The 17,997-nt window shown below is 61.4% G+C and carries 20 protein-coding genes; 13 read left to right on the top strand and 7 right to left on the bottom strand.

What is annotated here, in order from left to right:
• Window positions 1–219 precede the first annotated feature (219 nt).
• The 8 genes from AC1RTB_RS18210 to AC1RTB_RS18175 all read left to right on the top strand — a co-directional run bounded on the left by AC1RTB_RS18210 (window position 220) and on the right by AC1RTB_RS18175 (window position 6,749).
• Window positions 220–2,538: a putative monovalent cation/H+ antiporter subunit A gene (locus tag AC1RTB_RS18210; RefSeq protein WP_492880309.1), complete on the top strand. Its 2,319-nt coding sequence runs from the start codon at window positions 220–222 to the stop codon at window positions 2,536–2,538.
• Window position 2,539: 1 nt separating this feature from the next.
• Entirely contained in the window at window positions 2,540–2,959 is a 420-nt protein-coding gene (locus AC1RTB_RS18205; RefSeq protein ID WP_492880133.1) for a Na+/H+ antiporter subunit B, read from the top strand.
• On the top strand, window positions 2,959–3,336 hold the full coding sequence (locus tag AC1RTB_RS18200; protein ID WP_492880134.1) for a Na+/H+ antiporter subunit C: 378 nt from the start codon (window positions 2,959–2,961) through the stop codon (window positions 3,334–3,336). Before AC1RTB_RS18205 ends, AC1RTB_RS18200 begins: the two co-directional genes overlap by 1 nt.
• Before the next feature lie 4 nt (window positions 3,337–3,340).
• Window positions 3,341–4,903 carry a Na+/H+ antiporter subunit D gene (locus AC1RTB_RS18195; RefSeq protein WP_492880135.1) on the top strand — a complete coding sequence of 521 codons (1,563 nt, stop codon included), beginning with the start codon at window positions 3,341–3,343 and terminating at the stop codon, window positions 4,901–4,903.
• On the top strand, window positions 4,900–5,373 hold the full coding sequence (locus AC1RTB_RS18190; RefSeq protein WP_492880137.1) for a Na+/H+ antiporter subunit E: 474 nt from the start codon (window positions 4,900–4,902) through the stop codon (window positions 5,371–5,373). Before AC1RTB_RS18195 ends, AC1RTB_RS18190 begins: the two co-directional genes overlap by 4 nt.
• Entirely contained in the window at window positions 5,370–5,687 is a 318-nt protein-coding gene (locus tag AC1RTB_RS18185) for a cation:proton antiporter (RefSeq protein WP_492880138.1), read from the top strand. The genes AC1RTB_RS18190 and AC1RTB_RS18185 overlap by 4 nt, the downstream gene beginning before the upstream one ends.
• Window positions 5,684–6,058: a monovalent cation/H(+) antiporter subunit G gene (mnhG, locus tag AC1RTB_RS18180; RefSeq protein WP_492880139.1), complete on the top strand. Its 375-nt coding sequence runs from the start codon at window positions 5,684–5,686 to the stop codon at window positions 6,056–6,058. Before AC1RTB_RS18185 ends, mnhG begins: the two co-directional genes overlap by 4 nt.
• Before the next feature lie 265 nt (window positions 6,059–6,323).
• On the top strand, window positions 6,324–6,749 hold the full coding sequence (locus AC1RTB_RS18175; protein WP_476787493.1) for a Ros/MucR family transcriptional regulator: 426 nt from the start codon (window positions 6,324–6,326) through the stop codon (window positions 6,747–6,749).
• A gap of 19 nt (window positions 6,750–6,768) precedes the next feature.
• Here AC1RTB_RS18175 and AC1RTB_RS18170 read toward each other — a convergent pair whose 3' ends face one another.
• Complete coding sequence (locus AC1RTB_RS18170) at window positions 6,769–7,272, bottom strand: hypothetical protein (RefSeq protein ID WP_492880140.1); 504 nt, start codon at window positions 7,270–7,272, stop codon at window positions 6,769–6,771.
• Between the two features lie 92 nt (window positions 7,273–7,364).
• On the opposite strand from AC1RTB_RS18170, the gene AC1RTB_RS18165 reads away from it, so the two are divergent.
• Complete coding sequence (locus tag AC1RTB_RS18165; RefSeq protein WP_492943831.1) at window positions 7,365–7,763, top strand: helix-turn-helix domain-containing protein; 399 nt, start codon at window positions 7,365–7,367, stop codon at window positions 7,761–7,763.
• Between the two features lies 1 nt (window position 7,764).
• Entirely contained in the window at window positions 7,765–8,571 is an 807-nt protein-coding gene (locus tag AC1RTB_RS18160) for a DUF6456 domain-containing protein (protein ID WP_492880142.1), read from the top strand.
• A 6-nt stretch (window positions 8,572–8,577) separates the two neighbouring features.
• On the opposite strand, the gene AC1RTB_RS18155 is transcribed toward AC1RTB_RS18160, so the two are convergent.
• Together AC1RTB_RS18155 and AC1RTB_RS18150 are read right to left on the bottom strand one after the other, a co-directional pair.
• The gene (locus tag AC1RTB_RS18155; protein WP_492880143.1) at window positions 8,578–9,006 is read right to left on the bottom strand and encodes a SufE family protein; all 429 of its coding nucleotides are present in this window, start codon (window positions 9,004–9,006) and stop codon (window positions 8,578–8,580) included.
• A 110-nt stretch (window positions 9,007–9,116) separates the two neighbouring features.
• Window positions 9,117–9,461, bottom strand: coding sequence for a DUF5330 domain-containing protein (locus AC1RTB_RS18150; protein ID WP_492880144.1), 345 nt, complete (start codon window positions 9,459–9,461; stop codon window positions 9,117–9,119).
• 454 nt (window positions 9,462–9,915) lie between these two features.
• Between AC1RTB_RS18150 and AC1RTB_RS18145 the strand changes: the two genes are divergently transcribed.
• The 3 genes from AC1RTB_RS18145 (at window position 9,916) to AC1RTB_RS18135 (ending at window position 12,902) form a co-directional block, all read left to right on the top strand.
• Window positions 9,916–11,691, top strand: a complete 1,776-nt coding sequence (locus AC1RTB_RS18145; protein ID WP_492880145.1) for a sensor histidine kinase — start codon at window positions 9,916–9,918, stop codon at window positions 11,689–11,691.
• Window positions 11,666–12,469: a peptidoglycan-binding domain-containing protein gene (locus tag AC1RTB_RS18140; protein ID WP_492880146.1), complete on the top strand. Its 804-nt coding sequence runs from the start codon at window positions 11,666–11,668 to the stop codon at window positions 12,467–12,469. Before AC1RTB_RS18145 ends, AC1RTB_RS18140 begins: the two co-directional genes overlap by 26 nt.
• 85 nt (window positions 12,470–12,554) lie before the next feature.
• Window positions 12,555–12,902 (top strand): DUF1491 family protein, encoded by a 348-nt coding sequence (locus AC1RTB_RS18135; protein ID WP_492880147.1) that lies wholly within the window; start codon window positions 12,555–12,557, stop codon window positions 12,900–12,902.
• Here the strand turns inward: AC1RTB_RS18135 and AC1RTB_RS18130 are convergent.
• The 4 genes from AC1RTB_RS18130 to AC1RTB_RS18115 all read right to left on the bottom strand — a co-directional run bounded on the left by AC1RTB_RS18130 (window position 12,889) and on the right by AC1RTB_RS18115 (window position 17,854).
• Window positions 12,889–13,890, bottom strand: coding sequence for a DUF2336 domain-containing protein (locus AC1RTB_RS18130; protein ID WP_492880148.1), 1,002 nt, complete (start codon window positions 13,888–13,890; stop codon window positions 12,889–12,891). The genes AC1RTB_RS18135 and AC1RTB_RS18130 overlap by 14 nt on opposite strands.
• Window positions 13,891–14,465: 575 nt before the next feature.
• Complete coding sequence (locus AC1RTB_RS18125; RefSeq protein WP_492880149.1) at window positions 14,466–15,008, bottom strand: DUF1254 domain-containing protein; 543 nt, start codon at window positions 15,006–15,008, stop codon at window positions 14,466–14,468.
• Entirely contained in the window at window positions 15,001–15,585 is a 585-nt protein-coding gene (locus tag AC1RTB_RS18120) for a DUF1214 domain-containing protein (RefSeq protein WP_492880151.1), read from the bottom strand. The genes AC1RTB_RS18125 and AC1RTB_RS18120 overlap by 8 nt, the downstream gene beginning before the upstream one ends.
• 112 nt (window positions 15,586–15,697) lie before the next feature.
• The gene (locus AC1RTB_RS18115; RefSeq protein WP_492880152.1) at window positions 15,698–17,854 is read right to left on the bottom strand and encodes a transglycosylase domain-containing protein; all 2,157 of its coding nucleotides are present in this window, start codon (window positions 17,852–17,854) and stop codon (window positions 15,698–15,700) included.
• Window positions 17,855–17,997: the final 143 nt, after the last annotated feature.

Here is a 17,997-nt window from a genome sequence, read left to right as displayed (position 1 = left end):
TGGCGAATGAACACGCCGATCAGGGCAGGTTCAAGGGCAGAGTTGCATTGTTCGTCTGATCTGCCGAAGGGGAGGCCCATCCAACTCTTGCGACAAGAGGCAGCGGCGACACGAGTCGTTGACAAGATCGGTTGTGGCTTGCCCCCGCGTTGCTGGGCGTCTATGCCCCTAGCGGTAATGACGTGAGATGCAAAGAGGGCCCGTCCGCTGACCTTCCTTATCCTCATGCTGCCATTTGTCGGCGCGCTCCTTGCTCCGCTTCTGACCCGCGTGATGAAACACAATGCCGGCTGGCTGCTCGCTGCGGTTCCATTGCTTGTATTCGTGCATTTCGCCGGAATGCTCGAAACGGTGAGTTCCGGAATTGCTGTTTCAAACGGGTTTGACTGGGCGCCCAGCCTTGGTCTGAGATTTTCCTGGTATCTCGACGGCCTGTCCTTGACCTTCGCGCTGCTGATCTCAGGCATCGGCACGCTGATCGTCATCTATTCCGGCGGCTATCTCAAAGGACACCCGCAACAGGGGCGTTTTTTCTCGTTCATCCTGCTGTTCATGGGCGCAATGCTGGGGCTGGTGGTCTCGGATTCGTTCCTGATGCTGTTTGTCTATTGGGAACTGACGTCGATCACCTCGTTCCTTTTGATCGGTTTCGATCATGCGCGAGAAGCCTCGCGGCGCGCGGCGTTGCAGGCGCTGCTGGTGACCGGCTTGGGCGGGCTTTCGCTGCTCGCAGGACTTCTGGTGATCGCACAAGCGACTGATGTGAATGAGCTTTCGGCGCTGCTTGGTTCCGGCGACGTCTTGCGCAACAGCCCGCTCTATCTCGCAGCGCTGGTTTTGGTGCTCGGCGGCGCCTTCACCAAATCGGCGCAGTTTCCGTTCCACTTCTGGCTGCCCAACGCCATGGAGGCACCGACACCGGTTTCGGCATATCTGCATTCCGCAACGATGGTGAAGGCCGGCGTCTATCTGGTGATGCGCCTCAACCCGGTCATGGGCGATACCACGGCCTGGGAAACGATCCTGCCGCTGTTTGGCGGAACAACGCTTGCCATAGGCACGCTGCTCGCTGTCAGGCAGACCGATCTCAAACTGATGCTTGCCTACACCACCGTAGCCTCGCTCGGCCTGTTGGTGATGTTGACTGGCCTTGGATCGGACAAGGCGGTCGAGGCGGCGGCGCTCTATCTGATCGCACATTCGATGTTCAAGGGCGCGCTTTTCATGGTCGCTGGCTTGATCGACCATGAAGCGGGTACCCGCGATGTAACCAAGCTGGGCGGCCTGCGCCGCGCCATGCCTATTACGTTCGCAGCAGCTTTGATGGCCGCATTGTCCATGGGCGGCGCACCTTTGTTCTTCGGGTTCCTCGCCAAGGAAGAGATCTACGCGGCACTTGGCTCGTCATATGCCTGGAATGGCATAGCTCTGCCGGTGGTCGTTGTCGGCAACGCCCTGATGTTCGCCGTGGCTTTCGTCGTCGCGCTGAAGCCGTTCCTGGGCGCTGCGATCAAGACCCCGAAACCGGCCCATGAGGGGCCGCTGGCGCTGTGGCTCGGGCCGATGGTTCTGGGCTTGTCAGGTCTTGGCCTGTCGCTGGCATTCCCGCTGGCGCATCGCCTGCTATCGTCGCCGACGGCGAGTGCAGTGGCCGGCAAGGCGATCGATGTGCAGATTTCCGTGGTGCCGCATCTTGGTCTGCCCCTGCTTCTGTCCGTCGTAACGATAGCATTGGGAATTGCAGCTTATCTGGCGCAGAACGGTCTGCGCGCCGCGATGGCTGGCGCACTCAAGGCTATCGGCTGGGGACCGGATCAAGGTTTCGACCAGACGCTGCGCGGCCTGTTGCGGCTCGCAACGGGTGTGACCCGCATCATCCACAATGGCCGCCTCGACATCTACATGACGGTGACATTCATTGCGGTGGCAACAGCGCTGTTGTTGCCGATGGTGCTGTTCGATGAACTGCCTGATGTCCCCAGCCTGCCGGACTTCCGTTTCTACGAATGGGGCGTTCTGGCCATTGCCGTGATCGGCGTGGCGGCGGTTGTTCAGGCGCGCAGCCGCCTGACTGCGATCGTCTCGCTCGGCATCCAGGGATTTGCCGTCGCCTTGCTCTATATGCTCTTTGGCGCGCCGGACCTGTCATTCACCCAGTTCATGGTCGAGACGCTTTCGGTGGTGATCCTGGCCCTGGTGATGACGCGGCTCAGGCTTGCGCCCTCCGACCACCGGCCGCGCGGGCAGAAGCTGCTGGACATGACAATTGCCGCCGCGTGCGGCACGGGCTTCGCACTACTGCTCCTGAAGGTGACGCAATTGCCGTTCGACGACCGGCTGTCGCAGTTCTTCAGCACCTATTCCAAGACGATCGCGCATGGCCGCAACGTCGTGAACGTCATCATCGTCGATTTCCGCGGCCTCGATACGCTGGGCGAGATCGCCGTGGTGATGGTTACTGGCCTGGCGATCCTGGCCCTGGTGCGCATCCGTTCGAAAAAGACGGAAGCGCGTGCGACCGTTGCGGAGGAGGCGTAGCATGCAGACGCTGATCTTCAGGACCGCCGCGCCCTATCTCACTGGCCTGATGCTGATGTTTTCAGTGTTCGTGCTGCTGCGCGGCCACAACGAGCCAGGCGGTGGGTTCACCGGTGGGCTGATCGCCGCATCGGCCTTTGCCATTCATGGCATCGCGTTTGGCGTGCCGGCTGTGCGCCGCGCGCTCTATTTCCATCCCATGGCGATTGCCGGCTTCGGGCTGTTTGCCGCCGCTGTTGCCGGGCTGCCGTCGCTTTTGTTCGGCGTGCCATTCCTGACGGGATTGTGGAGCGCGCCAAGCCTCTTGGGCATCAGCGTCGACCTGTCGACCGTCATGGTCTTCGACATCGGCGTCTATCTGGTCGTTGTCGGGTCGTTCACGTCAATTGCGCTCGCCCTCGAAGACCGGGAGCACGATTGATGGAAGCCGTCTTCGCCGTCCTCGTCGGGCTGTTCTTCGCGGCGGGCATTTACCTGATGCTGTCGCGGCATATCATCCGCATCCTGCTCGGCGTGGTGCTGTTCGGCAATGCGGTGAACCTTTTGATCTTCACCAATGGCCGCCTCATGCGCGAGGTGCCGCCGATCATCGCCGACGGCCTCGACGTGCCGGCGGGGGCTGTCGCCAATCCTTTGCCGCAGGCACTGATCCTGACGGCGATCGTCATCTCGTTTTCGTTCTTTGCCTTCCTTCTGGTGCTTGCCTACCGCGCCTACCAGGAGATCGGCACTGACGACACCGACGGCATGCGTGTTGCCGAGCCCGTCGACGACGGCCTGCCGCCGATGGGGTATTGAGCCAATGGCCGTGCAAGGTCAGATCATCGACAAGACCGCAGCGATGATCGCAGCGCCAGTGGCTGCGGCCGACTGGCTGATCATCGCACCTGTATTGCTGCCGATCATCGCGGGTGCGGTGCTTTTGATGATCCGGCACAGCATCCGTTGGCATGCGGTGCTGGCGCTCGCCGTGCTCGCGGTCATGGTCGGCACGAACGGTCTTTTGCTGCGGCGTGTGCTGGCCGAAGGTCCCATCTCGATGACGATGGGAAGCTGGCTGCCGCCTTTCGGCATCTCCTTCACCGTCGATGCGCTGGGTGCTGCCTTTTCGCTGACGGCGTCGATCGTTGCACTTGTCTGCTGTGCTTATTCGGTAAGCGATGTCGACGCGACTGGCCGGCGCTACGGCTTTTATCCGTTCCTGATGCTGATGATGGCAGGTGTCAGCGGCGCCTTCCTGACCGGCGACATCTTCAATCTCTATGTCTGGTTCGAGGTCTTTTTGATCTCGTCCTTCGGCCTGCTGATCCTTGGGTCCGAGAAGGCGCAGATCGACGGCGCCACCAAATATGCGATCCTCAATCTCGTCGGCACGACGCTGTTTCTGATCGCGACAGGTTACCTCTACGGAACCTTCGGTACGCTCAACATGGCCGATCTGGCGACAAAGGCCGGGCAGATCGGCGAGGCAGCACCGCTGATGACGCTGGCGACGCTCTTCCTGCTCGCTTTCGGCATGAAGGCGGCGGCGTTTCCGGTCAATTTCTGGCTGCCGGCCTCCTACCACACACCGCCAGTGATCACCGGCGCGCTGTTCGGCGGGCTTTTGACCAAGGTCGGCATCTATGCGCTGCTGCGCACGCTGGTGATGATCTTTGCCGTCGAGCGCGCGGCACTCGCAGGCGTGATCGGCTGGGTGGCGGTTGCGACAATGCTGGTCGGCGCGCTCGGTGCCTTGGCGCAGTCCGATATTCGTCGGATCGCAGGCTTCCTCGTCATATCGGGCGTCGGCATCATGCTTGGCGGTATCGCGCTCGGCGGGAATGGCGGGCTCTCTGGGGCGATATTCTACGCCTTGCATTCGATGCTGGCGCTGTCGGCGCTCTATCTGCTTGGCGGGCTGATGCGCCAGCGCGGCGGCAGTTTTTCGCTCCACCGGCTGTCTGGCCTTTATGGCGCAAGCCCGTTTCTCGCCTTGCTCGCCTTCATCATCTCGCTTGCTGTGGCCGGCTTGCCTCCGGGCTCGGGACTTTGGCCCAAGGTGATGCTGGTGCGTGCCGCGCTCGACAGCGGCGCCTGGCAGATCGCCGCGGCCATATTGCTCAGCGGCTTCCTTGCCACCATTGCGCTCGGCCGCGTGTTCATCCTGGCGTTCTGGCGCGTCGGAATACCAGGCGTTCAAGCGGCGGCTTCCGGCACCATGTCGACATTGGGTTGCGGCGCTTTGGTGATCCTGACCTTGGCGATGCTGGCGATGGGTGTCGTGCCCGAGCCGTTCATTCGTGTCTCAGCGACCGCCGCGAGCGGGCTGCTCGATGCTTCGGCCTATGTTCACGCGGTCTTCCCCAGGGGAGGCGGATCATGATCCCGTACCGCAACGAGCTGATACTGGCCCTGGTCTGGGTCGCCATTTCGGGCAGCTACTCGATCCCCAATCTGGTCTTTGGCTTTGCGATTGGCTGGATCGTCCTGTTTCTGGTGCGCGATCAGCGTCTAGCGTCAAGGACAGTCATTCGGCCCTGGGCGTTGCTTTTGCTCATCGGCCTTTTCATCAAGGAACTGCTCCTGTCTGCGTTCCGGGTGGCCAGGCTGGTGCTGTCGCCGCGCATGGAGATCAAGCCCGGTATCTTTGCCTATCCGTTGAAGGTCGACCGGGATTTCGAGATCACCTTGCTCGCCAACCTGATCACGCTGACGCCGGGCACGCTGTCGGTCGATGTCTCCGAAGACAGGCGCACGCTGTTCGTGCACGGCATGGACTGCTCGGATCCCGAACAGGCGCGGCGCGATATCAGCCAGGGTTTCGAGCGCAGAATACTGGAGGCATTCAGATGATGTCTGGAGCAGCTTTCCTGAATATGTGCGCGAACTTCGCGCTTGGTCTTCTCACCATCTCGTTCCTGCTGGTGGTGGTGCGCGTGGTGAAGGGCCCGTCGCTGCCTGACCGGATCCTTGCGCTCGACATGCTTGTCGCGGTCGCGATCGGCTTCATCGCCGTTCTCGGCCTGCGTTCCGGCTTCACACTTTACGTCGATGTCGCCATAGCGCTTGGTCTCGTTGGTTTCCTGGCCACTGTGGCCTTCGCGCGTTTTGTCATGAGCGGCGGTGTCGATGCCAAGGAAGACGAAGCCGAAGAGGAGCGGCCATGATTGACGGTGTCGGCGATTATCTTGCCGGAACTCTTATCGTGGTTGGCGCGTTGTTTGCGCTGACAGCATCCATAGGTTTGTTGCGCCTTCCCGATATCTACACACGTATGCATGCAGCCTCGAAGGCGGGAACTGTGGGTTCCTGCTTGATGCTGATCGCACTTGCCGTGCATATCGGTGAATCCGCTACAGCACTTCGCGCGCTGGCGGGTGTTGTGTTCTTTCTGCTGACTGCGCCGATTTCTGCTCATTTGCTTGCCAAGGCGGCATATGCTGCCGGATATCGCATGTGGCCGGGCTCGGTAAGCGACGATCTGGCGAAAACTGTCGATCCCGCAAAGAAGAACGATCATGTGGTAACTGATCGCTGACAATGACCCTCGGGCAGAACTTTCAGCGTTGCGTAACTTGATCTAACTTGATGGCATTGCCCTATCAAAAAGGTTCATTTGTTAGAGAAGTGTTGAACTCATTGTTCTTGCATTCGCAAAGAATAGTGAATTGACTTGTTATGGCGACAGGCTCATTAAAGTGATGGAACGCGAGTCGTAGTGGTAAATTGCGATACAAGAACGCGCCGCATCCCGTCGAAATGTCGGGCAAAAAAACATCCAGTCACATTGGGGCCTGAAGCATATGGATACTTCCGAAACGCCTGCAGCTAGCAACGACACACTGATTGAACTGACCGCCGATGTGGTGGCAGCTTACGTCAGCAATAACCCGGTCCCGGTGGGAGAGCTTCCGGGGCTGATCGCCGATGTTCACGCAGCCTTGGGCCGCGTTGGCAACGTCGCCGAGACACCGCCGGCAGACAAGCAGAAGCCTGCCGTCAATCCCAAGCGCTCGGTGCATGATGACTACATCATCTGCCTTGAAGACGGTAAAAAGTTCAAATCGCTCAAGCGTCACCTGATGACGCACTACAATTTGACGCCGGACCAGTATCGCGAGAAGTGGGGCCTTGATGCCAGCTATCCGATGGTGGCGCCCAACTACGCGGCTGCGCGCTCGCAGCTGGCCAAGAAGATGGGCCTGGGCCGCAAGCGCAAGGCCAAGTAACGGCCCCTTCGAATGACATTCAGCGTGCGGCGCCTTCGGGCGCCGCTTTGCGTTTTGGCCGGTGTCGGCGCGGCCGGAGCGACAGGCGTCCAGGCTGATCGGGAAACACGCCCTTCAGCCGGTCGCGTACCTGCTTGAGCGCGATGTGGCGGTTGAGATCGTAGCTCCAATGGCGATTGACGCCTCTGAGCCGCTCGCGCTCGATCGCGCGCTCGAGACGCTTGAGTAGCGCCAATGTCGGTGTCGGCTCTCCGGACAGGGCATTCGAAAGCTCGATCCCGCAGCAAAGCTGCAAGGCGGCTCGTTGCCTGGCATCCATGAGCTCGGTCAGCCTGTCTCTCTTGAACGCTGCAATTTCACCTGAAAAATCCCGCATCGCGATCCTGCCTGCTGTGAAGTGATCGGACAATGATGCGGGCGGTTTTTGGGGTGGGGAGAAACTTCGCGCAAATTTCCGCATTTGAAAATATAAAGTTGAACGATTCCAGTTGTTTGATGATTTTGTCGCGATCCAAGTGTTCATTTTTTGTTCACACCCTGCGGTACCACGGATATAAGAACTTATTCCTATCTCTGGAAGGAACGAGTTTGGTGGGATCCACATCGGCACTCTTGGTGAAACGGCAGAACGAGGCGCGCGAAGCCGCTGCCAGGGACGAGCGCTCGTCGCTCGAGTTGCTTGCCGAAATGCGTCGCGACGAGGTGGTCGAGCGATGCGATGCGATGATCGACCTGATGGCCGCGCTTTTTGGCGTGCCGAGCAAGGAGCTGCGGCGGCTTGGCCGAACGGGCAACGACATCAGCCGCCTTCGGCAGATATCGATGTATGTCGCGCACGTTGTCTTCCGCTTCACCATGAGCGAGGTCGGCCGTGGTTTCGGACGCGACCGCACGACGGTGCTCTATGCCTGCCATACCGTCGAAGATCTGCGCGACGATACCGACTTCGACCGGATCGTTGCCCTTGCCGAGCGGGTGGCGATCGCGGCGTTTCGCGACAGGCTGGAGCGCTGAGATGGGCAACGATCTGGTGGATGAAAAGCTGCGGAAGCGCGTACTCACGCTATTGGCCAAGGGAGCTGCCGCGTGCGAGCCGGCTGCAGGTGGCGGCAAGGTGCTGCTCGAAAATGACAGGGCCGAGCGGATAGCCGTCGACGCGAAGGTTCTGGCGGCACTTGCCCGCGAGGGCCTAGTCAGCCGCAGTTCACAAACGGTGCGACTGTCGCCGGAGGGGAGGGCGGCTGCGCGGCGCGAGGCGAGTACGGTCGATCCGTTCCAGGGCCAGCACCGCGAGCTGGAAACGATCATTGTCGATACTGTGGCGGGGCAGCATGCGGCTCTGATCAACCTGTCGGAATCGCCGCTGAGCCAACTCGTCCGGCGCAAGACCAAGGCGGGCGAGCCGTTTCTGAGCCGGAGCGAATTTGCCGCCGGCGAACGGTTGCGCTCCGACTACACGCGCGGCCAGATCATGCCGCGCATGGGCGCAAATTGGGTGGCGAGTGTGTCGTCAGGCAAGCGCGGTGCTGGCGGCGGGCTGGTCGATCTGACTGACGCGGCACTTGCCGCGCGCCAGCGGGTCGACATGGCGATCGATGCTGTTGGGCCGGAGCTTTCAGGTGTGCTGATCGACGTCTGCTGTTTTCTCAAGGGCCTGGAGTTGGTGGAGGCAGAGCGCTGCTGGCCGGTGCGCTCGGCGAAAATCGTGCTCAAATCGGCACTGGGTGTGCTGGCGCGCCACTACAATCCGGGTGCCGGCATCAATCGCGGCCGCAAGGTCCTGCATTGGGGAGCGGAAGATTATCGCCCGAAATTGGGCTGAGGTGGCTCAGGCGATCTGGTGCAGTGCGGTCTCGGCGTCGCGCTTGATACGCTTGACCATCGCGCGCAGGCCATTGGCGCGCTGCGGCGACAGGTGTTCGTTGAGGCCGAGCTCTTTCAAGGTCGCCTCCGCGTCGATTGCCTTGACCTCGCTGGCACGATGGCCGGAGAACAGCGCAAGCATGATGGCGACCAGCCCACGCACGATATGGGCGTCGGAATAGCCCTCGAAGCGGATGACCGGATCGGCTCCGTCGCCCTGATGGGTCACCAACCAGACCTGGCTGACGCAGCCCTGCACCTTGTTGGCATCGGTTTGAGCGCTCTCGGGGAAAGGTGGAAGCGCTTCGCCGAGATCGATGACATAGCGATAGCGATCCTCCCATTCGTCCAGGAATGTGAAGTCGTCGCGGATGGTGTCGATCAAGGTCGTCATGGTGATTTGGATATAGTGGCAGTAGGGCTGCCCGTCACGAAAAAAGAAAGGCACTTGAGGTGTCGGAGGCGGGCGACCTGCGGTGGACCTACGCATTGGCCAAATGGAGTTCAGTTTGCGGGAGCTGGGGCTTTGATGGCCGGTTCGTCGTCCGTCGCCGGCACGCTGCCCGTCTGGGTGGCGGTGTCTGGTTGTCCAAACTGCTGGTCGAGCGCCTCATAGGCCATGCGGGCGCTTTCGCGTGCCCTGACACCAATGGTCTGCATCGCAGCCTTGCCTGTCTCGCAAACCTCGGGCTTACGCTCGCAGATGCCGGCGATGTCACCGACCGCTTCGCGCGCGGCGAAGATCGCCTGCAGCGGGCTGACGCTGTTTTCACCATTGGGGCCGGTGCCGAGCGGCAGCAGCAGCAGGACGAGCGAGAACCAGAATGCGGTTCTGATGAGAAAGCCCATGGGATGCCTCTTGCGGTCTGGCGGGGCCGGCCTGTCTTTAGGCGGCCACGCAACTTGTAGGGTCGACAATGGCATCAATGAGCAAAGGAGCGCTTGCTGCGAAAGATGGCATTTTTCGAAAGCTTTTCACCAAAGTTTAACGGACTGGCCCGAGCGGCTGACATGTTCGCCCACGTAATTTGTCATGGGACTCGTAAGCAATTGATTTAAATTGCGAAATTTCGTGAGGGCGGGTTCTGGCCAGATTCGCGGACCCCAAGTCGGCAAATAACCCTCCGTTTACCATGGCGACAACTGTTCTCGAATGTCGGCGTTGTGATCCCGATATTCGCCATGCGGCCGGGTTTCGGTCGCCCTGCTTTATTCCTTCATTAAAGGCTCGGTGCGAGTTTGGGGACAACTACAAAAGAGCCGCAAGCGAGCCACGGAAGAGTGCGTAGCGTTGAGTTTTGTCATGACCAGATACGGTGAGTTTTCCGGCGCGGTGGCCGCTGGCTGCGACCGGTTGGTCCATCCGCTGATCGATGGCTCCGCGCGGTCGCTGCAACGTCGCCTTGTCGGCTTGTTGCTGGCAGCCCCCTTTCTTGTCGCCGGGGCGGGCGTGGTCCTGGTTTCGGCCAATCTTGGCGCGGCGGCCACCTTTGCCGTCATTTTCGCAGCTTTCAGCTTGAGCTGGCTTGCCGCGCTCCTGGTTGCCGCCACGTGCAAGGCCACGCAGATTGGTGTGGCATCGCTGGTTGCCGGAACCGCCGCGATCGCTGCGATCATAGCTGCCGCGGGTGGGGTGACCTCGCCGGCCACATTGCTGGTGGCTGCGCTGCCGCTCGAAGCGCTGTGGGTCTGGCGCACACGCAAGGCGGCCATGCTTGGCGCGGTCGCGGCCGTTGCAGCTCTGCTGTCTCAAGGCTTTCTCGGCTCGATGCCATTTGCCGAAGGTGCCGCGGTGTCGGCCTGGCATTGGCTGCTGCCCGTTGCCTGGCTCGCAACCTTTGCAGTTCGCGCCAGCGCGTTTCTGGATCGCCGCGTCGAGCACGATGTCGCTCCGACCAATGCGTTGGAAAAGGTGCTCAAGGCAGTGGTGCTGCGCGTTGCACATAATGGCGAAGTGACCGATGTTTCGGAGCAGGCTCGGACCATGCTGCGGTTGCAGCCTGAGCTTTTGCTCGGCACAGCCCTTTTCGACCGCATCCATGTTGCGGATCGTGTTGCTTATCTCTGCGCGCTGGCCGACATGCGCGACGGTGCCGAGTTCCGCCAGGTCGAACTGCGCCTGCGTCTGCCCCGGCAGAACGAAAGCGCTTCCGGCGACAATTTCAGGCCGTTTACGCTCGAGTTTATGAAGGGCGAAGGCCAATCGTTTGTTGCGATCATCCGCGACAACGACACGGTCGCCGACCTGCGCGACGAACTGGCCAAGGCAGCCGATGCGGTGAAGAGCGCGGAGCTTGCCAAGAGCAATTTCCTCGCCGCTGTGAGCCACGAGCTGCGGACGCCGCTGAACGCGATCATCGGATTCTCCGACATGCTGCTGCACGAGATGTTCGGTGGCTTCCAGGAGCCGCGCCAGAAGGAATATGTCGGCATCGTCCGCGATTCCGGCCAGCACCTGCTTGAGGTCGTGAACTCGATCCTTGATGTCACCAAGATCGAGTCGGGCTGCTATGCGATCAATCCTGAGCCGTTCAGGTTCCGCGAGGCTGTCGACATGTGCGCCTCGATGCTGGCGCTGCAGGCTGAGGCGAAAGCGCTCGACCTGGCTATCGAAGTGGCTGCCGGTACAGGTGAGGTCAAGGCCGACCGGCGCGCCGTGCAGCAGATCCTGATCAACCTGGTGTCCAATGCGCTGAAATTCACGCCTGAGGGCGGCAGGGTCGAGATCGGCGCCAAGCGCCTTGGCTCGCGCCTGCACTTCTGGGTGTCGGATACCGGCATCGGCATCGCCCAGGAGGACCTGCCGCGGTTGGGTACGCCCTTCATGCAGGTTCAGAACGACTACACCCGCCGCTTCGAAGGCACGGGCCTGGGGCTTTCTCTGGTCAAGGGACTGGTCGCATTGCACGATGGCACCATGTCGATCGAGAGCGCGCCGGGCGAGGGAACGACTGTGACCATCAGCCTGCCGATCGAAGGGCCAGCCTTGCGGCCAGAGCCGACAAAGGGCGAACTGATGCGGCTGCCGGCGAGCAGGAACAAGGAGATGCGCAATGGCTCGCTCCGCAAAGCAAGCTAGGAAGCAGGTCGTCGTCGAAGACCGCAGTCCCCTGCAAGAGGGCGTCCTTGCGCTCGGCGGACTGATTGCGCGCAATCCTGTCCTTGTCGGCGGCTCGACAGCCTTTCTGGTGGCGCTGTTTTACGTCTCGGCCAATGCGTTGTGGTACCAGCCCTATGCGCATAAGGGGGCGTTCTTCTCGACCCGCGAGGCGGTCGAATTCCCTGATATGAACGAGAATACGCCTGAGACCACGATCAAGATCGAGAGGCCGCAGGCTGAAGTTGTTCGACCGCAGGGCGATCCACGGATCGAACAGGTCCAGAGCATCCTGAAAGACTTGGCTTTTTACGACGGAACGGTTGACGGGCTCAACGGGCCTGCCACGCGCGTTGCAATCCAAGCCTATCAAAAGAAGGTTGGCCTTGCCGCGACCGGCGAAATCGATCCTGCGCTGCTCGAACAACTCGGCGCTGGTGAAACAACCGCGGGCATCGCTCCCAAGCCGACACCACGCATGCAGGCAACGCCTGCTCCTACGCCCGCGCCGCGCGTCGAAGCGGCTCCGCTACCTGCTCGCACCGAACCGACGAGTGAGGCAGGCATAAGCGCCCGGATCATGAAGATTCAGGCCGGGCTGAAGGCCTTCGGCAATGACGGCATCGAGATCGATGGCGTCCCTGGCGGCAGGACCAAGGCGGCAATCCGCGAGTTCCAGTCCCTATTCGGCCTGCCGCAAACGGGTGAGCCCGACCCTGCGGTCTACGTCAAGATGCGCGAGATCGGCCTGACCAACTGACGGACGGACCCGGGCCGAATGACCTGTGCGCCTTGCCTGCAAGCCGCTATAGAGGCCGGATCGAAATTGCGATCGGGCCGGACGAATGCGCTTAACCACGGATTTTTGGGTATCGGCCCTCTTACGGCGGGTCTTCGGCGAAGGGGGCTTTGGCGCCATTCTCAACCGGGGAGCGCTGGAGGCAGGAGCGGTCTTCATCATGACCCGCGATCGTTTTGGCCGCTCGAACCTTTATGGGCCGGCACCCCAGACAAGCTACGACATGGCACGGCCGGACGAACGCCAGTTCTCCCTGCTTGAAAGCGATGATGACGGCACGGCGATCGACAAGCGGCTTGAGCGCGAGCGTCGCTTCGACCCTGACATCTGGGTAGTGGAGATCGAACCTGGCAAGACCGAGATCAAGGATCTGGTTTCGCTTACGACGCCCTGAGGGACCCGTCAGCCTTCGGTTGTGGCCGAAGACGTTCGGCGTTGCTGCGGATGCGGGCTCCGACGGAGGCCGCCTTCCAGTCGCGCACGCGATCAAGTGCTACATCGCGATGCAGCAGGCGGTAGCGTTCAAGGAACAGCCTGATCGCCTCGGCATGGGCAAACTGGCCCGGGAAAGTCGTGGCGGCGAGTAGAAAAGCCTGTTCTTCCGGCAGGTCGAGCGCCTTGAGCGCGTCGATGAGCGAGGAGTAGCCCGCTTTTTCAGTGATCGAACGGGCCGTCTGGAAATCGATCTCCAGCGCGTCCGCAAGGGCTGTCTGGAAGAAAGTGCTATTGCCTGTCAGGGCGGTTGTCTTGAGCCTGTCATAGGCCTGCGCGCCGGGCAGCCCCTCGCTCGATCCCGATTGATGCGGGGCATTGGGCGTCATCATCGAGCGCAGCCGGCGGCGGACATTTTCGGCGAGTTGGCCGGGAACCGGGGCTGTGGACACATCTGGTGCCGGAGCAGCCACCGCCGGGCTGGTATCGATGGCAGCTTCCGGTTGTTGCGCTGCGCCCTCGGGATAAACCAGGCGCGGGCGTTCGAGCACCCTGATCAGGTCGGCGATGGTCTTGTTGAGGTTTGGGCGGCGGGCGATGGCGCGGGCATGCGGCAGGCCATGGCGCCCGATCAGCGCGATGAGCGCGACGTCTGACAAGACGGGCGAACGGACCAGCAGCGGTGCGGCGATATCGACGCTCTGGTCGCAAAGGCGGCGGACAAGGCCAGGCGGCGCATATTCGCTCTCGGAAAGGGCGGCCGCGACAAACCGGCGGGCTTCCACCGAGACTTTGTCGAACAGCGGCAGCGTCAGATCTTCAAGTTGCGCGATTTCGCGGCGCGAAGGGCGGGGCAGGGCGCAAAACGCAGAGACCGCCGCCCGGAACAGCCGTTCGGGCTTTCCGGTTTCGCGTCCGATGGCGATTTGCCTGAAGTCCGATGCTGACACGAACGGTTACGCCTGACACAATTCGACATTGTCTCGGAAGCGGCCGGGCGCCGCTGTGCCCGTCCTGGATGTCCCGAAGATGAAGATAAACTTAGCGCGGATTTGTTAGCGGACTGTTAACTTTGCCGTTAAGAAATGCGTTGATTAACAAAAGGTTACGACGTTTCTCCCTGCTTTGCTCCTGTCGCACGGTTGGGGCGGCAATGGCTGGGAATTGAATCGAAGGCTTGGCGGTAACGAACTGTTAACGCTCTGCTGGCCTTATCGTGATGGAGGCGTTGCGTGCTTACTCCGGTTGAACCGAGAGGGAATCGCCAACCATGGGCAGCATAGTGTCATTCATGCCGCGTCGTGCGGCCATCCGCCGGTCCTCGCAAACAGCGGAAACGACTGCATCCATCATCATTTTTCCGGGTGTGCGCTACGAGCGCACCAAGAGCACTGCTTCGGCAGTGGGGGATCATGCGGAGCGCAATGACCTTCCTCGCCGGAACGATCCGGTTCCGAGACATTGACCGCAGCGAAGGGGTTCTGGGTCGCATGCCCGTCTTTGCAGGCTTGATTGGCGCGGCGCCTTATTGAATTTCGCAGTTGATGCCGTCGAGGAAGCGCGAGACGATCGGCTTCCAGCTGTCGTCGGGAACGAAGACGCGGACGACGACGATACCTTCGTCGATCGGCGTTTCCACGAAAATCGACTTTTCGAATTCCGGCGGCAACTCCTTGCGCAGGTCGATCATCTGCGCCGGGGTAAGCACCACAAAGTCGAGACTGCCGTCGGTCGCGGTGCGGTCATTGAAGCTGTAGATGTTCTGCCCGCTGCGGTCATAGACTGAGGCCGACCAGTAGGGAACCTTGCCGGCGTTGTCGATGCGCACGACACCTTCGGTGAGGTCGAAGCGGCAGGCGGCTTCGTCGAAGGACGGATCGAGCGACTTCACCACTGGCGCGCCGCCGACATCCTGGTCGAGGCGGACGACTTTGTTGGGGCCGGCTACCATTGCCAGACGCGACCACGCATCACGCTCGGAAAAATTGGGCACGAGCAGCAGAATGACGATGTGGGCGATGCCGGCGCCGATCAGCCCGATAGCCAGTGCGTGAAACAACCTACGCATTGCACTGGACCCTGACGATGCGGGGCATTTCGATGCCGGACAGGCCGGTGCTGCTGGCGATGGGCGTATCGTAGAGCGTCAGCACCAGGTTCATTTCGCCGACGCCCGAAACCGCGAGCCAATTGCCGGGCTCAGGCCGTTTGCCGACCGAAATCTCGATGGAATTGTCTGGCTGACGCAGAACCTCCAGCGAATGCAATGCCTGGTCGCGGCGCATGCCCGATTTGAGCGCCGTGTGCGCCTTGTCGGTGGCATAGAGCGTCCAGAATCTGGCGACCGGCAACGATCCTTCGACGCGATAGTTGCACTCGCTCTTCAGGGTGACCCCGCTGGAGTCGCGATCGGCGACGAAACTGAGACCTTCGGCGCGGCCAAGCGCAAGGATGCCGTCGCGCGCCACGCGCGCCTTGGAATAGGGATCGGCATCCGGCGTGCCGATGTCGGGAAACGCGGTCCAGGGGCCGACCGAAACGGCACCGATGCCCTCTTGCGAATTGAGCACCATGCCGACGCTCGCCGCACCACCGCCGACCGCGACGGCAAGGGCGAGAGCTATCAGGAGCGATTGTTTCAGCATGAGCCGCCGCAGGATGGAGTTGGCGGAGGAATATCCCGCCATGTGAGAGGAAGGCAAGCGGGGAACGGCTGCAACCGGTACGGGACTGATTGCTGGCGAGCTCCTTGCAACGTCACAGCGCCGACAGCGTCTCTGGTTCGGCCGGCGGCTCGATGGCAGGCGCGTTGTGGAAGAAGTCGGCGATGTCGCGCAGCGCGCGCGTGGTCGTGCTCGACAAGACGGGAGGACGATCGGAGGTGTCGGCTACTGCGGGCTGGGCTCCGTTCTTCTCGGCCTCCTTGGCCTTGGCGATCGCGGCCGGGTCGACGAAGGGGTTCTTGATGCCCGGAATGGGCTTCAGGTCGATGTTTTGGTGGGCATAGGCCATGAACCGCTGCCAGATCATCGCCGGCAGCGAACCGCCGGTCATTTTGTTGGTCGGCGAGAAATCGTCGTTTCCAAGCCAGACGGCAGCCGTGTAGTTGCCGGTGTAGCCGATGTACCAGGCGTCGCGGTAGGATTGGGTGGTGCCGGTCTTGCCGGCGGAGCGGATGTTGGCAAGGGCAGCCTTGCGCGCCGTGCCAACCTCGGGAATCTGCACCATGATCGAGTTCATCGACACGACTGCCTGTTCGGACAGCACGCGGTGGGGCGGCGGCGCGTCCTTGCTGTAGTCATAGACGAGCTGGCCTGAATGGGTGACGAGCTGGGTGATCCCGTGGCGCGTGCCGACCATGCCGTCCTGCGCCAGCACGCTATAGCCGGTCGCCTGATCCATGACCGTCAGGCCCGACGTGCCAAGCACCATGGTCTTGTGGGAGCTGACCGGAGATTCGACACCCATCGCCTCGGTCATCGCCTTGATTGGCGGGATGGAAAGGTGATCCTTGGCAAGCCGCACCGGCACTGTGTTGATCGACTTGACCAGTGCTGTTGTCAGCGTCATGCGGCCGGAGTAACCGCGCGTGTAGTTTTTCGGCGACCAGGTGCCCCAGCTGATCGGCCCGTCCGAAATGACTGATTCAGGCGTGAATCCGTTTTCCATGGCGGTGGCGTAGACATAAGGCTTGAACGAGGAGCCGGTCTGGCGCTGGGCCCTGGTGGCGCGGTTGAACTGGCTTGCGCCATAGTCGCGGCCACCGACAATGGCGCGAACCGCTCCATTGGTCTCGATGACGACGACCGCGCCTTCGGTGACGTGATATTCCTTGCCGAACTGGCGCAGATGAAACTCGACCGACTCTTCGGCTGCCTTCTGGATGTTCATGTCGATCGTCGTGCGGGCGACCAGCGAGTGGATGCCCGACTTCGCGGCGATCTTCTTGACCTCGTCGAAGGCCCAGTCGAGGAAATAGTCGGGGCTCTTGCGGTCGCCGCGATCGACGATGTCGGCGGGATGCAGCCGCGCTGACAGCACCTGGCCTTCCGTCATGAACCCCGCCTGTACAAGGTTGCTGAGCACGACGTTTGCCCGAGCGCGCGCAGCAGGAAGGTTAATGTGAGGGGCGTATTTGGTCGGCGCCTTGAACAGGCCGGCGAGCATCGCCGCCTCAGCGAGGTTGAGATCCTTGACCTGCTTGCCGAAGTAGAAATCGGCGGCCGCAGCAATGCCAAATGTGCCGCCGCCCATATAGGCGCGGTCGAGATAGAGCTGCAGGATTTCCTTCTTGGACAGGTTCGATTCGAGCCAAAGCGACAGGAACGCTTCCTTGACCTTGCGTTCGACGGTGCGCTCATTAGTGAGGAACAGGTTCTTGGCGAGCTGCTGGGTGATGCTCGAACCGCCCTGAACGACGGAATTGGCGCGCATGTTTTCCGACATGGCGCGGACCAGGCCGAAGAAATCGATGCCGTAGTGCTCGAAGAAGCGGCGGTCTTCGGTCGCGAGAACTGCCTTGATGACATGGTCGGGCATTTCGTCGACAGGCACCGAGTCACGTTGGATGATGCCGCGCTGGCCGATCTCGTTGCCGTAACGATCAAGGAAGGTGACGGCGAAGTCGTCCTGGTTGCGCCAGTTGCCGGTGGTTTCCTGGAAGGCCGGCATGGCGAGCGCGAGCATGACCACCGAGCCGCCGGCTGCCATGGTGAATGACTCGCTCAACATCTCGATGACGCCGCGGCGCCAGCCTTTGACGCGAAAGCGGCGGAAGAAGATCGTGGCGCTTTCCCAGAACTGCTGCGCCCTGAAACGCAGTTCGTAGAGCGTGGAGTCGAGCCATGCGTCGATGGCCAGCAGGCCAGCCGCGATGCGGCCTCTCTTCTTGCGTGGTTCGGTGGGATTTTCCATTCGAGACGAGCCCGGGCGTGCTGCAGCTTATACCAAAATACTATTGCTGGCGAATACAGGGCGCGCGTCCCTCGGCCCATGCCTGACTTGTCACCGATTTTTGCCGGTACGACAAGAGGCAGTTGGACACAGCTGGGGGATTA

This window comes from Aminobacter sp. GW821-FHT11F06 (assembly GCF_058808215.1).
The sequence above is the reverse complement of the archived record's forward strand: the minus strand, read 5'-3'. Positions and strand labels throughout refer to the sequence as shown.

Bases quoted from the DNA above. Each gene is read 5' to 3' on its own strand.
- AC1RTB_RS18205 (WP_492880133.1), top strand. From the start codon at position 2,540: ATGCAGACGCTGATCTTCAGGACCGCCGCGCCCTATCTCACTGGCCTG.
- AC1RTB_RS18200 (WP_492880134.1), top strand. From the start codon at position 2,959: ATGGAAGCCGTCTTCGCCGTCCTCGTCGGGCTGTTCTTCGCGGCGGGC.
- AC1RTB_RS18195 (WP_492880135.1), top strand. From the start codon at position 3,341: ATGGCCGTGCAAGGTCAGATCATCGACAAGACCGCAGCGATGATCGCA.
- AC1RTB_RS18190 (WP_492880137.1), top strand. From the start codon at position 4,900: ATGATCCCGTACCGCAACGAGCTGATACTGGCCCTGGTCTGGGTCGCC.
- AC1RTB_RS18185 (WP_492880138.1), top strand. From the start codon at position 5,370: ATGATGTCTGGAGCAGCTTTCCTGAATATGTGCGCGAACTTCGCGCTT.
- mnhG (WP_492880139.1), top strand. From the start codon at position 5,684: ATGATTGACGGTGTCGGCGATTATCTTGCCGGAACTCTTATCGTGGTT.
- AC1RTB_RS18175 (WP_476787493.1), top strand. From the start codon at position 6,324: ATGGATACTTCCGAAACGCCTGCAGCTAGCAACGACACACTGATTGAA.
- AC1RTB_RS18170 (WP_492880140.1), bottom strand. From the start codon at position 7,272: ATGAACACTTGGATCGCGACAAAATCATCAAACAACTGGAATCGTTCA.
- AC1RTB_RS18160 (WP_492880142.1), top strand. From the start codon at position 7,765: ATGGGCAACGATCTGGTGGATGAAAAGCTGCGGAAGCGCGTACTCACG.
- AC1RTB_RS18155 (WP_492880143.1), bottom strand. From the start codon at position 9,006: ATGACGACCTTGATCGACACCATCCGCGACGACTTCACATTCCTGGAC.
- AC1RTB_RS18150 (WP_492880144.1), bottom strand. From the start codon at position 9,461: ATGGGCTTTCTCATCAGAACCGCATTCTGGTTCTCGCTCGTCCTGCTG.
- AC1RTB_RS18145 (WP_492880145.1), top strand. From the start codon at position 9,916: ATGACCAGATACGGTGAGTTTTCCGGCGCGGTGGCCGCTGGCTGCGAC.
- AC1RTB_RS18140 (WP_492880146.1), top strand. From the start codon at position 11,666: ATGGCTCGCTCCGCAAAGCAAGCTAGGAAGCAGGTCGTCGTCGAAGAC.
- AC1RTB_RS18135 (WP_492880147.1), top strand. From the start codon at position 12,555: ATGCGCTTAACCACGGATTTTTGGGTATCGGCCCTCTTACGGCGGGTC.
- AC1RTB_RS18125 (WP_492880149.1), bottom strand. From the start codon at position 15,008: ATGCGTAGGTTGTTTCACGCACTGGCTATCGGGCTGATCGGCGCCGGC.
- AC1RTB_RS18120 (WP_492880151.1), bottom strand. From the start codon at position 15,585: ATGCTGAAACAATCGCTCCTGATAGCTCTCGCCCTTGCCGTCGCGGTC.
- AC1RTB_RS18115 (WP_492880152.1), bottom strand. From the start codon at position 17,854: ATGGAAAATCCCACCGAACCACGCAAGAAGAGAGGCCGCATCGCGGCT.